This window comes from Burkholderia sp. HI2500 (assembly GCF_002223055.1).
In the GTDB taxonomy this organism is placed as follows: domain Bacteria; phylum Pseudomonadota; class Gammaproteobacteria; order Burkholderiales; family Burkholderiaceae; genus Burkholderia.
Map to the genome: position 1 here is coordinate 1498592 of NZ_NKFL01000004.1, position 14387 is coordinate 1512978.

General features: G+C 67.5%; 15 protein-coding genes. 13 read left to right on the forward strand and 2 right to left on the reverse strand.

Going from position 1 to position 14387, the window contains the following annotated elements:
• Window positions 1-11: 11 nt before the first annotated feature.
• The 7 genes from CFB45_RS09680 to CFB45_RS09710 all read left to right on the forward strand — a co-directional run bounded on the left by CFB45_RS09680 (window position 12) and on the right by CFB45_RS09710 (window position 6111).
• Entirely contained in the window at window positions 12-587 is a 576-nt protein-coding gene (locus CFB45_RS09680; protein WP_089425438.1) for an RBBP9/YdeN family alpha/beta hydrolase, read from the forward strand.
• Window positions 588-904: 317 nt separating this feature from the next.
• Window positions 905-2071: an ABC transporter substrate-binding protein gene (locus tag CFB45_RS09685; protein ID WP_089425439.1), complete on the forward strand. Its 1167-nt coding sequence runs from the start codon at window positions 905-907 to the stop codon at window positions 2069-2071.
• A gap of 49 nt (window positions 2072-2120) precedes the next feature.
• Window positions 2121-3206 (forward strand): ABC transporter ATP-binding protein, encoded by a 1086-nt coding sequence (locus CFB45_RS09690; protein ID WP_089425440.1) that lies wholly within the window; start codon window positions 2121-2123, stop codon window positions 3204-3206.
• A 37-nt stretch (window positions 3207-3243) separates the two neighbouring features.
• Window positions 3244-4116 (forward strand): ABC transporter permease, encoded by an 873-nt coding sequence (locus tag CFB45_RS09695; protein ID WP_089425441.1) that lies wholly within the window; start codon window positions 3244-3246, stop codon window positions 4114-4116.
• The gene (locus CFB45_RS09700) at window positions 4116-5048 is read left to right on the forward strand and encodes an ABC transporter permease (protein WP_089425442.1); all 933 of its coding nucleotides are present in this window, start codon (window positions 4116-4118) and stop codon (window positions 5046-5048) included. Before CFB45_RS09695 ends, CFB45_RS09700 begins: the two co-directional genes overlap by 1 nt.
• A 122-nt stretch (window positions 5049-5170) precedes the next feature.
• The gene (locus tag CFB45_RS09705) at window positions 5171-5608 is read left to right on the forward strand and encodes a hypothetical protein (RefSeq protein WP_089425443.1); all 438 of its coding nucleotides are present in this window, start codon (window positions 5171-5173) and stop codon (window positions 5606-5608) included.
• Between the two features lie 290 nt (window positions 5609-5898).
• Window positions 5899-6111 (forward strand): hypothetical protein, encoded by a 213-nt coding sequence (locus tag CFB45_RS09710; protein WP_006497261.1) that lies wholly within the window; start codon window positions 5899-5901, stop codon window positions 6109-6111.
• A 287-nt stretch (window positions 6112-6398) separates the two neighbouring features.
• Here the strand turns inward: CFB45_RS09710 and CFB45_RS09715 are convergent, their stop codons facing one another.
• Window positions 6399-7364, reverse strand: a complete 966-nt coding sequence (locus tag CFB45_RS09715) for a D-2-hydroxyacid dehydrogenase (RefSeq protein WP_089425444.1) — start codon at window positions 7362-7364, stop codon at window positions 6399-6401.
• Window positions 7365-7615: 251 nt separating this feature from the next.
• On the opposite strand from CFB45_RS09715, the gene CFB45_RS09720 reads away from it, so the two are divergent.
• The 6 genes from CFB45_RS09720 to CFB45_RS09745 all read left to right on the forward strand — a co-directional run bounded on the left by CFB45_RS09720 (window position 7616) and on the right by CFB45_RS09745 (window position 12653).
• Window positions 7616-8806 (forward strand): CaiB/BaiF CoA transferase family protein, encoded by a 1191-nt coding sequence (locus tag CFB45_RS09720; RefSeq protein ID WP_089425923.1) that lies wholly within the window; start codon window positions 7616-7618, stop codon window positions 8804-8806.
• 24 nt (window positions 8807-8830) lie between these two features.
• A complete protein-coding gene (locus CFB45_RS09725) occupies window positions 8831-9793 on the forward strand; it encodes a hydroxymethylglutaryl-CoA lyase (protein ID WP_089425445.1) in 963 nt (320 codons plus the stop codon).
• 22 nt (window positions 9794-9815) lie between these two features.
• Complete coding sequence (locus CFB45_RS09730) at window positions 9816-10199, forward strand: VOC family protein (RefSeq protein WP_089425446.1); 384 nt, start codon at window positions 9816-9818, stop codon at window positions 10197-10199.
• A gap of 246 nt (window positions 10200-10445) precedes the next feature.
• Window positions 10446-11273 carry an alpha/beta hydrolase gene (locus tag CFB45_RS09735; RefSeq protein WP_089425447.1) on the forward strand — a complete coding sequence of 276 codons (828 nt, stop codon included), beginning with the start codon at window positions 10446-10448 and terminating at the stop codon, window positions 11271-11273.
• Window positions 11274-11369: 96 nt separating this feature from the next.
• Window positions 11370-12263 (forward strand): LysR family transcriptional regulator, encoded by an 894-nt coding sequence (locus CFB45_RS09740; protein WP_089425448.1) that lies wholly within the window; start codon window positions 11370-11372, stop codon window positions 12261-12263.
• 123 nt (window positions 12264-12386) lie between these two features.
• Window positions 12387-12653 (forward strand): hypothetical protein, encoded by a 267-nt coding sequence (locus CFB45_RS09745; RefSeq protein ID WP_089425449.1) that lies wholly within the window; start codon window positions 12387-12389, stop codon window positions 12651-12653.
• A 150-nt stretch (window positions 12654-12803) separates the two neighbouring features.
• On the opposite strand, the gene CFB45_RS09750 is transcribed toward CFB45_RS09745, so the two are convergent.
• Window positions 12804-14261 (reverse strand): MFS transporter, encoded by a 1458-nt coding sequence (locus CFB45_RS09750; RefSeq protein WP_089425450.1) that lies wholly within the window; start codon window positions 14259-14261, stop codon window positions 12804-12806.
• Window positions 14262-14387 lie beyond the last annotated feature (126 nt).

Sequence of the window (14387 nt, forward strand, 5' to 3'; positions counted from 1 at the left end):
TCGGAGACTGCATGACCCTGACGACCACCCCCACCATCCTGATCGTGCCCGGCTTGCGCGATCACGTCGAAGACCACTGGCAGACGCACCTCGAACGGCGCCTGCCGAACGCACGCGCCGTCGCGCCGCTCGAAGCCGACAAGCTGAGCCGCGCCGCACGCGTCGCGGCGCTCGATGCGGCGCTGGCCGAAATCGACGGCCCGGTGATCCTCGTCGCGCACAGCGCGGGCGTGATGATCACGGTGCACTGGGCACGGCAGGCCACGCGCCAGATCCACGGCGCGCTGCTCGCGGCGCCGGCCGATCTCGAGTCGCCGATGCCCGCCGGTTATCCGGCGCCCGATGCGATCGCCGCGAACGGCTGGACGCCGATACCGACCGGACGGCTGCCGTTTCCGAGCATCGTCGCCGCGAGCCGCAACGATCCGCTCGCAGGTTTCGAACGCGTCGAGGCGCTGGCGGCAGGGTGGGGCAGCAAGCTGGTCGATCTGGGGGAGGTCGGGCACCTGAACCCGGCGTCGGGGTATGGCGAGTGGCGGGATGCAGAGCGGTTGATCGAAGAAGTGGCCGCTCTCGGCACGGCCTGACTGACTGAATATTCCCGCCTTTCGCGCGCCGCGCCCGACCGGGCGCCCGGCGCGCGCGCCGTCACCGTCGGGTCGCGATGCGGCCTCGAACCGATTCCATTTCGCCGCTCGCCGAGATACGACGTCTTAACACGCAGCACAATCGGCCCGGCACGACGCCCCAGCATCGGTCGGCACCCAAATCGTCAACAAACGGAAGGTATTTGTCAGGGAAAGTCCCGCCCCGCGCGCCGTGGTTTTTTGTTGACCGACATCGTATAACGCCGTCATGATTTCCTGAAAAGAAAGGTCCCATCCACCGACCGAAGTGAGGAGACATGAACGCCACCCCGATCGCTCGCCGTGTCCGCCGGATCGCACTCGCCGTGGGCTTCACGCTGTCTGCCACGGCCGCCGTCGCCGCCCCCGTCTCGTTGAACATCGTCGATGTCGCGGGCAACCTTCAGCTCACGCAGAAGGCCATCGAAGCCTTCAAGGACAAGAACCCGAACCTCGTCTCGAACGTCACGTTCACGAACGCGCCCGCGCCGCAGTTGCCGGGCAAGATCAAGGCGATGCAGGCGGCGGGGCGCGCCGACATCGACCTCGTGCTGACGGGCACCGACGCGCTGGCCGCCGGCATCGAGCAGAACCTGTGGCAGAAGCTGCTGCCCGACGACGCGGCCGCGCTCCCCGGCGTGCTCGACAAATACGCGCCCGGCCCGCGCAAGATGCAGGATCTCGCGCAGGGCTACGGCCTCGAAGTCACCTACATGCCGGCTGGCCCGCTGCTCGAATACAACCCGGCGAAGGTCAGCGACCCGCCGAAGACACCCGATCAGCTGCTCGCCTGGTGCAAGGCGCACCCGAACAAGCTGATCTATGCGCGCCCGGCGAACTCGGGCCCCGGCCGCACGTTCCTGATGGGGCTGCCGTACGTGCTCGGCGACAAGAATCCGCAGGATCCGATCAACGGCTGGGACAAGACCTGGGCGTTCCTCAAGGCGCTGAACGACTGCGTGCCGTACTACCCGGGCGGCACGTCGGCGGTGATGAAGGAACTCGGCGAGGGCACGCGCGACATGACCGTGACCGTCACCGGCTGGGACCTCAACCCGCGCGCCCTCGGCATCGTGCCGGCGGAATTCAAGGTCCAGGCCTTCGACAACATGACGTGGGTCAACGACGCGCACTACATGGTGATCCCGAAGGGTGTGCCGAAGGAAAAGCTCGACGTGCTGTTCAAGCTGATGAACTTCCTGCTCGAACCGGCGCAACAGGCGATGACCTACGACGACGGCTACTTCTATCCGGGCCCGGCGGTGAAGGGCGTGACGCTCGAGATGGCGCCCGCGCACAGCCAGGAGGTGATCAAGAAATTCGGCCGCCCCGAGTACGCGAAGCTGCTCGCGGAGCGCCCGCACGTGCAGCCGCTCAACGCGCAGGCGATGGTCGCCGCGTTCCAGAAGTGGGATCGCGAGATCGGATCGCAGAAGTCGAAGTGACGCAGGAACCGGCGGGCGCCGCGGCGCCCGCGTCGAGGGAGTTCGCGCAATGAAGCACAGTTTCGAACGGCTGCGGCTCGATGGCGTGTGCCGCAGCTTCACCAATGCGGAAGGCGCGCAGGTCGCCGCGCTGAACGGTCTCGATCTCGAGATCCGGCGCGGCGAATTCATCGCGCTGCTCGGCCCGTCGGGCTGCGGCAAGTCGACCGCGCTCAACTGCATCGCGGGGCTGCAGCCGCTCACGCGCGGCGGCATCTGGCTCGACGACACGCGCATCGACGTGCTGCCGCCCGAGCGCCGCGGCTTCGGGATGGTGTTCCAGAACTACGCGCTGTTTCCGCACATGTCGGTGCTCGACAACGTCGGCTTCGGCCTCAAGATGCGCGGCGTGCCGAAGCAGGAAACGCGGCGGCGCGCGCAGCAGGCGCTCGAACTCGTGCAGCTCGTCGGCCACGAGGGCAAGCTGCCCGGGCAACTGTCGGGCGGGCAGCAGCAGCGTGTCGCGATTGCGCGCGCGATCGTGATCGAGCCGCCGCTCGTGCTGATGGACGAGCCGCTGTCGAACCTCGACACGAAGCTGCGCATCGAGATGCGCGCCGAGATCCGCCGCATCCACACACAGCTCGAACGCGCGACGATCTACGTGACGCACGACCAGGACGAAGCGCTGTCGATGGCCGACCGCATCGTCGTGATGAAGGAGGGCGTCGTGCAGCAGGTCGCGACGCCGAAGGACGTCTACACGCGCCCGCACAACCTGCACGTCGCGCGCTTCATGGGTTATCGCAACGTGCTGCCGTTCACGCTCGAAGGGATGGCCGGCGATTACGTGAACGTCGCGGCCGGTGGCGTGCGCGTCACGGGCGTGCCGATGGCCGGCTTCGATACGAAGGAGGTCGTGGTCGCGCTGCGCCCCGACGACATCGAGCGGGCAGACGATGCGGGCGACAACACGAACGCGTTCGACTCGACCGTCGAAACGGTCGAGTACGGCGGCCGCGACTCGCTGATCCGCGCGGTCACGCCGTTCGGCCCGATCTGGGCGCGCGTCGCCGGCGAATTCACGGAAGGCGAGCCGCTGCGGCTGCGCGTTGCGCCGTCACGCACGCTCGTCTACCCGGGAGCGCCGACATGAGCGGCGTGGCCGCCGCGCCGTCATACCGGGAGACCGCATGAGCACGGTCGCATCCGGCGGCACGCCGCGCGACGCGAAAGCGTGGCTCGTCACGCCCGCGCTCGCATTCATCGTCGCGCTGTTCATCTATCCGTTCGCGTACGGCCTCGTGCTGTCGTTCCAGCCGATGAACGGCGGCGGCGCGCTCGCGAACTACGTGCAGTTCTTCACCGACACGGCGATGTGGCCGACCGTGCTCGTCACGCTGAAGCTCGCGGTGCCGGCGACGCTGCTCAACGTCGGCATCGCGGTGCCCGTCGCGTTCGCGCTGCGCCGCCATTCGCCGTACCAGAAGTTCGTCACGACGCTGCTCGTGATTCCCGTCACGCTCGGCACGGTGCTCGTCGCCGACGGGATGCTCACGTATTTCGGGCCGAACGGCTGGTTCCCGCAGGCGCTGCAGGGGCTGCACCTGTACACCGACGAAGTGCGCCTCACCCACAACTACTTGGGCGTGCTGCTGTCGCTGATCGTGTCGGGCTTTCCGTTCGCGTTCCTGCTGATGCTGTCGTACATCAGCGGCATCGACCCGACGCTCGCGCGCGCAGCGGCGACGCTCGGCGCGAACCCGTGGCAGCAGTTCCGGCAGATCTACCTGCCGCTGCTCGTGCCGGGACTGACGATGGCCGCGTGCCTGTCGTTCGTGCAGGCGTTCTCGGTGTTCCCGTCGGCCGTGCTGCTCGGCGCGCCGGCCGGACCCACGCGCGTGATCTCGATCGCGGCGGCGGAAGCCGCGTTCGAGAGCTACGACTATTCGCTCGCATCGGCGATCGCGATCGTGATGGGCTTCGTGCAGTTGCTGGTGGTCGCGTCGATGCTCGGCGCGCGCCGCTTCTTCTATACGGGCGCGGTGACGGGAGGCAAGGGCTGATGGCGACCGACAATCATGCCGCGCGCACCTGGCCGCCGAAGCACGACACGCCCGATGCGCCCGATGCGCGCCCCGTCGACGCGAGGAAACCGCAGAAGATGACAAGCAATCTCGCCGGCCGCGCGTGGAAGGCGCTCGTGTGGGGGCTGATGGCGTTCTTCCTGCTGAACGTGATGCTGCTGATCGCGACCGTCGCGGTGAATTCGATCGCGACCCGCTGGTTCGGCACGCCGCTGCCGCAGGGCTTCACGCTGCACTGGTACGCGAAGGCGTGGGAGGACTTCCAGCTCGCGAGCGTGCTGTGGGTGACCGTCGAGGTCGTCGGCGCGGTCGTGCTGCTGTCGATCGCGCTCGGCGTGCCGGCCGCGTATGCGCTCGCGCGCGTGCAGTTTCGCGGCAAGCGCTTCGCGCTGCTGGTGTTCCTGCTGCCGCTGATGGTGCCGCCCGTCACGTACGGGATCCCGATGGCCACCGTGATGTACAAGGTCGGGCTCGCGGGCACGCTGCCGGGCGTGATCCTCGCGAACCTCGTGCCGGCGCTGCCGTTCGTGATCCTCGTGATGACGCCGTTCATCGAGCAGATCGACCCGAATCTCGAAGCCGCCGCGCGCATCTTCGGCGCGAACACGTGGCGCTATTTCCGCTACGTGCTGCTGCCGCTGCTGGTGCCCGGCATGCTCGCGGCGGGGCTGCTCGTGCTGGTGCGCACGATCGGGATGTTCGAGCTGACCTTCTTCACCGCGGGGCCGAGCACGCAGACGCTCGTCGTCGCGCTGTATTACGCGGTGTTCTCGACCGGCGTGCGCGCGCCGCAGTCGATCGACGCGATGGCGATGATCTACATGGCCATCACGCTCGTGTGGGTCGTGATCGCGCTGCAGTTCGTGAGCCCGACGCAGCTCGTCAGCCGCGTGAAGCAGGAGCGGCAATAGGCGAGGGCGACGCACGGGCACGCGATGCCGCTCGCGCCTCCGTGCAATTGGTTACAAATGGATACCGCGCACCGCGCGCGGACGTTGCAGACTACGCGGCGTTCCCCCGATAACGGATATCCATGAAGTTCCACACGCTGCTGACACTCGCCGGTGCATCGACGCTGCTGGCTGCCTGCAACCTGCTCCACGACGGCCCCGGGTCGAGCGACGTCGACGCCGCCGTGCGCCGCGCGCTCGAGGCGGAAAACCACGGCGGCCTGAACGCGCTGTTCGGCCAGCCGCTGCCCGTCTCGGCCGATGTCGTGTCGGCGAAACCCGACGGCGACTGCAAGAAGCTCGGCGATCGCACCTACTCGTGCGACGTCGTGGTCACGTGGCGCAATGCCGACTACAAGCCTTCGCGCGCGAACCTGACCTTCGTGCAGGCCGCCGACGGCGCGTGGCAGACGTCCGGCGTCGACGCCGCGATCGTAACCGGCACCGCGAAGTCGCTGGTCGACGAAATCGGCAAGGCGTGGCCGGGCAATGCGGCGAGCGGCGCGTCGGCGCCGCAGTGACGCGCCGGCGGCACGGCGCGCCCTGATTCCGCAGGCACGCGGCTTCGTCCTTGCGGGCCGCGATCGTTCCGTTTATTCAAGCCATCGATGACCATCGCCCCGTGGAGGCACGACCACGGCCGGCGGGGTGGCGCCATTCGACCGGCGCGACCCGCGTTCGACACCGATTCACTGAAAAGGGGTGCGAACACCTGACCCCAAAGACCGAACGCATCCTCGGTATGTGGGCCACGTTATAGGGAAAACCCTTATTTCGAGATATAATCACGGCCTAAGAGATAGGTCGAACCATGCCTGAACGTTTCCAAACCCTTGAAAAATTTGTGTTTTCCCTCGTCGTGATGTCCGCCGTCGTGTGCTCGGCCTTCCTCGCGTACGAGCGTCACCCCGAGATCAAGATCGCGCTGCACGAAGGCGAAGCGCTGATGCGCGAGAGCGCCAAGTACTCGGTCATCTGCTCGCCGTCCAAGGTCGATCCTTGCGTCGAGATGTCGGCTTACTGAGATTCGCGTCGGTCGCGGTACGCTGCGATCGAAACGGCCGTTTCCAGAATTGGCCCCATTCAGTTTCGGACTTGTCCTATATCGCTGGTCGTCTGGATTCCTTAAAGTAGAGCCCATCAGGCATTCAGAAACCGGCCGCAAGATGGGGCGGATGCACGAACCCGTAACGTGCCGAGTCGCTGGCGTAAGCAGCCCCGAATTCAGCCGGCCCCGCTTCGAGCCATCGAGCGGGGCCGTTCTGTTTGCGCGGGTTGAATGACCTTCAGCCGCGCCATGCGCCGCGCACGTTACACCACATGCCGCGGCGTGCCGCCCACGAACGCGGCGACGTTGTCCACGAGCTGATCGGCGAGCGCCTGCATCGCTTCGTCACTCGCCCACGCGACGTGCGGCGTCAGGATGAATGCCGGATGCGACAGGATCGCGTGGAACGGATGCGCGGCCGGCAGCGGCTCCTGCGTGACCACGTCGAACCCCGCGCCCGCGATCTGCCCCGACTGCAATGCGTCGACCAGCGCACCTTCATCCACGAGCCCGCCGCGCGCGGTATTGATCAGCAATGGCCGGCGCGCCATCCGCGCGAACGCGGCCGCGTCGATCAGGTGCCGCGTCGCCGGCGCGAGCGGGCAGTGCAGCGTGATCACGTCGCTGTCGCGCAGCAGCGTGTCGAGCGGCGCGTAGTCGTCTCCCGCCGCATCGCCGTGCGCCGCGAACCGCACCCGCATGTCGAGCGCGCGGGCGATGCCGGCCACCGCGCGCCCGAGCACGCCGTCGCCGACGATCCCGAGCGTCGAGCCGGCCAGGTCGCGAATCGGATGATCGAAAAAGCAGAACTGCCCGCTGTCGAGCCAGCGCCCGCCACGCACCGCGTCGCGGTACGCGACGAGGCTGCGGCGCAGCGCGAAGATCAGCGCGAACGTATGCTCGGGCACCGTGCGGACCGCATACCCGCGAATATTGCTCACCACGATGCCGCGCGCCGCGCACGCGTCGAGATCGACGATGTCGGTGCCCGTCGCGGCGATCGCGATCATCCGTAGGCGCCGCGCATCGGCGAGCGCTGCCGCGTCGAGCCGCACCTTGTTGGTCACGACGATGTCCGCGTCACCGATGCGCGCGGCTATCTCGTGCGCGGCCGTCCGGTCGAAGGTCTGCAATACGTGCGGGAACGGAAACGGCTTCAGCACGGTGTGCGGCGACAGCGTCGCGCGGTCGAGAAACACGATCTTCGCGGGAGAGGAAGCAGAAAACATGGCGGGTCTCGCTGACAGGCGCCCGGCGGGCGCGGAACGGGTTCGATTCTGCCGGCGGCGCGGGTGCCGTCGTTTGCCCGTTGCGCGAGCGCGCTTTCCCGGATGGAAAGGTTGACGCTACGCGTTGCACGAGGGGCGTGACGCGCGCCTTTCCGAAACGGAAAGGCTGGTTGAGCATCGATCGATTTTCGCCGGGCGCGAACGCCGTCATGATCGCCTTCATCGACACCACGATTTCATCGGAGACAGCCATGACACGCCCCCTGGACGGCATCCGCGTGCTGGAACTCGGCCAACTGATCGCCGGGCCGTTCGCGGGCCGGATGCTCGCCGAATTCGGCGCCGACGTGCTCAAGGTCGAGCCGCCCGGGCTCGGCGACCCGCTGCGCAAATGGCGGCTGCTGCATGAAGGCACGTCGGTCTGGTGGGCCGCGCAGTCGCGCAACAAGACCTCGCTCACGCTCGACCTGCGCACGCCCGAAGGGCAGGACGTCGTGCGCCGCCTTGTGGCCGAGACCGACGTGCTGATCGAGAACTTCCGGCCCGGCACGCTCGAAGGCTGGGGGCTCGGCTGGGACGCGCTGTCCGCGATCAACCCGGGGCTCGTGATGCTGCGCGTGTCGGGCTTCGGCCAGACGGGCCCGTACCGCGACCGTCCCGGCTTCGGCGTGATCGCCGAGGCGATGGGCGGCCTGCGGCACCTGACCGGCGAGCCCGGCCGCACACCGGTGCGCGTCGGCATCTCGCTCGGCGATTCGCTGTCGGCGCTGCACGGCGTGATCGGCGTGCTGCTTGCGCTGCGGCATCGCGAGCAGCAGGGCGGCAAGGGGCAGGTCGTCGACGTCGCGCTGTACGAGTCGGTCTTCAACATGATGGAAAGCCTGCTGCCCGAATACTCGGCGTTCGGCGCCGTGCGCGAGGCGGCCGGCAGCAGCCTGCCCGGCATCGCGCCGACCAACGCGTACCGCTGCCGCGACGGCAAGTACGCACTGATCGCGGGCAACGGCGACAGCATCTTCCGGCGCCTGATGGAGCTGATCGGCCGGCCCGATCTCGGCAACGACCCCGCGCTCGCGCACAACGACGGGCGCGTCGCGCAGGTCGAGCGCATCGACGCGGCAATCGGCGAATGGAGCGCGCAGCACGATCTCGATGCCGTACTGGCCGCGCTGAACGAAGCACGCATTCCGTCCGGGCGCATCTACGACGTGGCCGACATCGCGGCCGATCCGCATTACCGCGCCCGCGACATGCTCGTCGATGCCGCGTTGCCCGACGGCACGCCGGTACTCGTGCCGGGCATCGTACCGAAGCTCGGCGCGACGCCCGGGCGCATCGAACACGCGGCGCCCGCGCTCGGCGCGGATACCGACGCGGTACTCGAATCGCTCGGCATCGATGCGGCGACGCGCGGCGACTGGCGCACGCGCGGCGTGATCTGAGATGCGGAAACAGGAGAAAACAACATGAGCGGCCAACGCAAACGCCTCTACCTCCACGAAGTCGCGACGCGCGACGGTCTCCAGAACGAAGCGGCATTCGTCGACACCGACGACAAGATCGCGCTCGTCGACGCGCTGAGCGCGTGCGGCTACGCGAAGATCGAGGTCACGTCGTTCACGTCGCCGAAGGCGATCCCTGCGTTACGCGACGCGGAGGCCGTGATGCACGGCATCGCGCGCGCACCCGGCGTCGTCTATACGGTGCTCGTGCCGAACGTGCGCGGGGCGGAGCGCGCGCTGTCGTGCGGGGTCGACGAAGTGAACCTCGTGATGTCGATGAGCGAAAGCCACAACCGCGCGAACCTGCGGATGACGCGCGAGCAGTCGTTCGCACAACTGCGCGACGTGATCGACGCGGTACGCGGCGCCGGTGTCGCGATCAACGTGTCGCTGTCGACCGCGATGGGCTGCCCGATGGAAGGCGATGTTGCAGCAGAAGGCGTGCTCGCATGGATGCAGCGCTTCGCGGATCTCGGCGTGCACGGCTTCACGCTGTGCGACACGACGGGCATGGCGTTTCCGTCGCAGGTGCGCGACCTGTCGGCACGGGCACGCGAACGCTTCGGTGCGCTGCAGCTCACGCTGCACTTCCACAATACGCGCGGGATGGCGCTCGCGAATACGCTCGCGGCGCTCGACGCCGGGATCGACCGCTTCGACGCGTCGCTCGGCGGGCTCGGCGGCTGTCCGTACGCGCCGGGCGCGACCGGCAACGCGTGCACCGAAGAACTCGTGCACATGCTCGAACTCGACGGCTTCGATACGGGCATCGATCTCGCGGCCGTGCTGGCCGCGTCGGCACGGCTGCCCGCACTGATCGGGCATGACGTGCCGAGCCAGATCCTGAAAGCCGGGCGCCGCTCGGACCTTCATCCGCCGCCGCGCGCGGACGCCGGCGACATGCCCGCGCAGCGCGCGTTCTCATGAACCACGAACAGGAGCGAACCTCATGGCGCTGATCGATCACCTCGACCATCTCGTGCTGACCTGCGTCGATCCCGACCGGACGAAGCATTTCTACACCGAGGTGCTGCAGATGCGGCTCGAAACCTTCGGCGCGGGCCGGATCGCCTTCCGCTTCGGCAACCAGAAGATCAACCTGCACGTGCGCGGCGCGGAATTCGAACCGAAAGCGCATGTGCCGGTGCCCGGCGCGCTCGACCTGTGCTTCATCGCGTCCGTGCCGCTCGACGACGTGATCGCACACCTGAAGCGCGTCGCCTGGCCGATCGTCGAAGGGCCGGTCGAGCGCACGGGCGCGACGCAGAAGATCCGGTCGGTCTACGTGCGCGATCCCGACCTGAACCTGATCGAGATCTCCGAGTTGATCTGAGCACCGGCGCACCACCGCGTCGTATCGACGCGTCGCCCTCACGCGAGCGGACCTGATCACGGTGCGGCCGCATGCCGCGCCGATCTCCCGCCGAAATCGGACAGCCGGCCTCCGCGCTCGCCGATTCCGGATAGCCGACCCATGCCGCGCTGCGGATAATGCAGGCATCGGCGACTGAGAAGCCGCCTTCGCAGCGGACGCGACGCTCGCGTCCGCGCTTCCGCAACCCGACCGAGGCGATTCCCGATGACGATCCTCTACCGCGGCATGGACCGCGCGGCGCTCGACGCCGCTTATCTGAACACGAAGGTGGTACCCGATTTCCCTGCGTTGCTCGCGTCGATGCAGGCGCGCAGCGCAGCGCTCTATGCAGCCGCGTCCGTCCGGCGCGACCTGCGTTACGGCGCGCAACCCGCGCAGCGTTTCGACTGGCTGTCGTGCGGCCAGCCCGAGGCGCCGCTGTTCGTGTTCGTTCACGGCGGCTACTGGCAGCACTGCGCGAAAGAGGATTTCGCGTACGGGGCGCGCGGGCCGCTCGCGCGCGGTTTCGACGTGATACTCGCCGAATACACGCTCGCGCCGATCGCGACGATGACCGACATCGTCGGCGAGATCGGCGCGCTGCTCGACTACCTGGCGAACGACCCGGACGGCCTCGGCACCGCGAAGCGGCCGATCCACCTGAGCGGCCATTCAGCGGGCGGCCATCTGACGGCCGTGCACCGCGCGCATCCGGCCGTCGTCTCGGCGCTCGCGATCAGTCCGCTCGTCGATCTCGAACCGATCTCGCTGTGCTGCCTGAACGACAAGCTGCAGCTCACCGCGCACGAAGTCGACGCGTACAGCCCGTTGCGCCACGTCGGGCCCGGCGCGCCGACGGTCGTCGCGGTCGGCGAAGCCGAGCTGCCCGAACTCGTGCGGCAAGCACGCGACTACGCGACGGCGTGCGAAGCGGCCGGCGAACGAATCATCCACGTAGGATTGCCCGGCATGCAGCACTTCGACGTGCTCGACGATCTCGAGAAGCCGGACGGTGCGATGCTCACCGCCTTGCTGTCGATCGCGCCACGCTAGGCGCGCCGTATCGCGCGGGGGCGGCCGGGCGTATGATCGGCGTCAGGCCGCCGCGCCGACGGCAGGCGCCGGCACCGCCTTCCCAGGACCCACGACATGGTGAATCCGCTTCATTTCGATCTGCAGTCGCTGCGCGTGTTCGCGCTCGTCGCCGAGCACGGCAGCCTGACGAAAGCGGCCGAACACGGCCAGCTCACGCTGTCCGCGGTCAGCAAGCGCATCGCCGAGCTGGAAAGCGTGACGGGCAGTGCATTGTTCGTCCGGCATGCGCGCGGTGTCGAGCTGACGCCCGCGGGCCGCGCGCTGCTCGACCACGCGGCGAAGGTGATCGAGCAGGTCAACCGGATGGCGCACGAGATGAGCGATTACGTCGCCGGCGTGCGCGGCCATATCCACGTGTGGACCAACACGTCCGCGATCGTGCAGTTCCTGCCCGCCGATCTCGCCGCGTTCCTCACCGACCATCCGGGCATCAAGGTCAGCCTCGAAGAGCGGCTGAGCCACGAGATCGTCGACGCGCTCGCATCCGGCAAGGCCGATCTCGGCGTGTTCGCCGACAACGTGCCGGCCCCCGGCATCGAACGGCGGTTGTACCGGCGCGACGAGCTCGTGCTGCTCGTGCCGCGCACGCACCGGTTCGCCGCGCGCGACAGCATCCGCTTCGCGGATACGCTCGACGAAGACTACGTGGGGCTCAGTGACGGCAGCTCGCTGCTCGCGCGCATGACCGACGCGGCGTTCGCGGTCGAGCGCTCGCTGAAGCTGCGGATCCAGGTATCGAATTTCGACGGTGTGAGCCGGATGATCGAGGCGGGGCTCGGCATCGGCATCCTGCCGCGCGATGCGGTGACCGGCGAGCGCGCGGCGCGGCTCGGGGTCGTGAAGCTCGACGATGCGTGGGCGACGAGAACGCTGTGGGTGGGGGTGAAGGCCGGCGCCGTGCTGACGACCGATATCGCGAAGCTGTTCGATTTCATGTCGGCGCGGTGAGGCGACGCGGCGTGCGCAAAGCCGTTTTGGCCCGGATTCCGAAGAACACGATCATAGGTTCACGTTCGCACCGATTACCGACGTTCTGTCCAATTCCTCAACCGCTGGATCCGGGGCCGCCACATGAACGAATCGAGCTACCGCCTTGTTGTCGGCTTTGTCGTTGTCGCTTACGGCATCGCGATGTCCGCCGTCATGGCATTTCGTCCGGAACGGATCTTGGCCCTCCATTGCCGATCGAGGGCCTGGCGATGGACGTACAAATTCTTTTACAACATGTCGACCGAAGACATCATGTCGGCCAGAATGATTCGAATCACCCGATTCGAGGGGTGGGTAGGGCTGGTGTTCTGTACGGTCCTCATGTGGGGCTTCCTGTTCCGCAAGTAGCAAGGCGTCACCGGCTCGCGCATTCATGAGCGCCCCTTTGGGGATCGGGCAAACGTGTCACCACAGATGACTGGCGACATATCGCCCAGGAAATCCAGCAGCCATCGAAAATGATGCGGGCGCACGTTCCCATGCCCCGCATTCCCCCGCTCAAACCGGATTGATCTCATCCTGGCTGCGCCGCGTAGTCAGCGGCCCGAGCACGCGCAGCGTGACCGCGACGATACCGAGCGCGACCGAGATTACCCCGAACATCGCACCCGCGCCATAACTGCCGAGCACCGGCAACAACACGAACGGCAACACCCCGCTGACGATCCTCGACAGCGCATAGGTGCTGCCGATCGCCGTCGAGCGCACCCGCGCCGGGAAAATCTCTGCCTGATACACGTGATACGCGTTGCTGAACACGTTCGACGCACAGGTCGTCAGGAACCCGAAGCCGACGATCAGCGCGGTATTGCCCGAATACGCGAAGCACAGCCCGAACACGGCGATCGACAGGATCGACACGATCACGAGCGTGCGGCGCTCGATCCAGTTGAGCAACGGAATCGACAGCAGCGAGCCGACCGGATAGCCGATGAACGACAGCGCGATGAACAGCGTGCTGTCCGTCACGTCGAAGCCGCGACTTTTCACGACCGTGCCGGCCAGCGTGCCGAACCCGTAATAACCGAAGCCCTGAAACAGGTGAAAGATCGCGAGCATCACGTAGCGCGCGCCGTACGGTTCGCGTCGCAGCAGCGCGATACGCTCGCCAAGCCCGAGCGGCCGTTGCGGCTCGACCGGCTCCGCGAATTGCTCTGGCACGCGCACGCCGGTGCCTTCCGCGAAGCGTCGCAATGCCGCATGCGCGTCGGCGGTGCGACCCTGCGCGAGCAGCCAGCGCGGGCTCTCCGGCAGCCGATGCTGGACGAACAGCACGTACCCGGCGCCGAGGCTGCCGATCGCGAGGATGATGCGCCAGCCGGCCACGCCACCGACATGAAGCGGGTTCAACCACAGCGCCAGAAACCCGACGAGCGGCACCGCGACATAGGAAGTCGTATAGGCCCACGCGGCGAGCCTGCCGCGCTTTTCCTTAGGCAGGATCTCGGACAGGAAGCTGTCGGCAACCGGATAGATCGCGCCGACGCCGATGCCGGTCAGGAACCGGCACGCGACGAGCATGTCGGCATTCACCGCAAACGCGCCGACCAGCGAGAATGCGCTGTACCACGTGAGCGTCAGCAGGAACGCCTTGCGCCGGCCGATGCGGTCGGCGAGGCTGCCGAGGCACATCGCGCCGACGAACATGCCGATGAACGCCGATGCGAGCAGCAGCTTGAAATCGGTGCTCTGCCGGCTCAGCCCGTATTCGTTCTGCAACGCGGAACCGATCGTGCTGACGAGGAAGATCTCGTACATGTCGAAGAACAGTCCGATGCCGATCACCCAGACGACGAACCGGTGCAACGCGCCGACGGGCAGGTCGTCCATGAAATCGCCGAGCGTGACGCGGCGGGCGGGGAGGGCCGACGCATCGGCGCCGGCGGCAGTGGCCGGCGGCCGTGCGAACGCGGGTTCGCCCGCGCTGCCGCCGAGATCGAGGGAATGGCTGTTCATCGCGTCTCCTGATTATCGATACGCCGTGGCGCGAGGCCCGGCCGTTCGCAACCGGCGCGCTGCATCCGGTCGCACGACGTGGCGGCAGGCACCGCAAGGCCAGTGAAAGGGCCGAATAGGCGGGCT